Source organism: Priestia sp. SIMBA_032 (genome assembly GCF_046535215.1).
In the GTDB taxonomy this organism is placed as follows: domain Bacteria; phylum Bacillota; class Bacilli; order Bacillales; family Bacillaceae_H; genus Priestia; species Priestia aryabhattai.
The window spans coordinates 1-279 of the sequence record NZ_JAWRXD010000487.1 but is presented as its reverse complement, the minus strand read 5'-3'; the positions used below and the strand labels follow the sequence as shown (position 1 = coordinate 279).

Genomic DNA, 279 nt, shown 5'->3' with positions numbered 1-279 from the left:
AGAAGAAGTTACAGAAGGAATTCAGCGTGTTGCAGATAGTTCTTCATTAGTATCTACAGCCTCTATGTATACGAAGAAAAAAGCTGAAAATGGTGGGAAGTTAGTTGAACAAACTGTGAATCAAATGCAATTAATTCATGAGTCTGTTTCACAGTCAGACAAAATCATTGGTTTGTTAGACGATAAGTCGAAACAAATTGGAGCAATCCTTGAAGTAATTCAACATATTGCAGAACAGACAAATTTATTAGCGTTAAATGCGGCAATTGAGGCTGCGAG

1 protein-coding gene is annotated in these 279 nt (G+C 36.2%); it reads left to right on the top strand.

The window, feature by feature from the left end; all coding sequences use genetic code 11:
• Positions 1-279: methyl-accepting chemotaxis protein (locus tag SB717_RS35240; RefSeq protein WP_410907557.1), on the top strand; the 279-nt coding region annotated here is incomplete at both ends.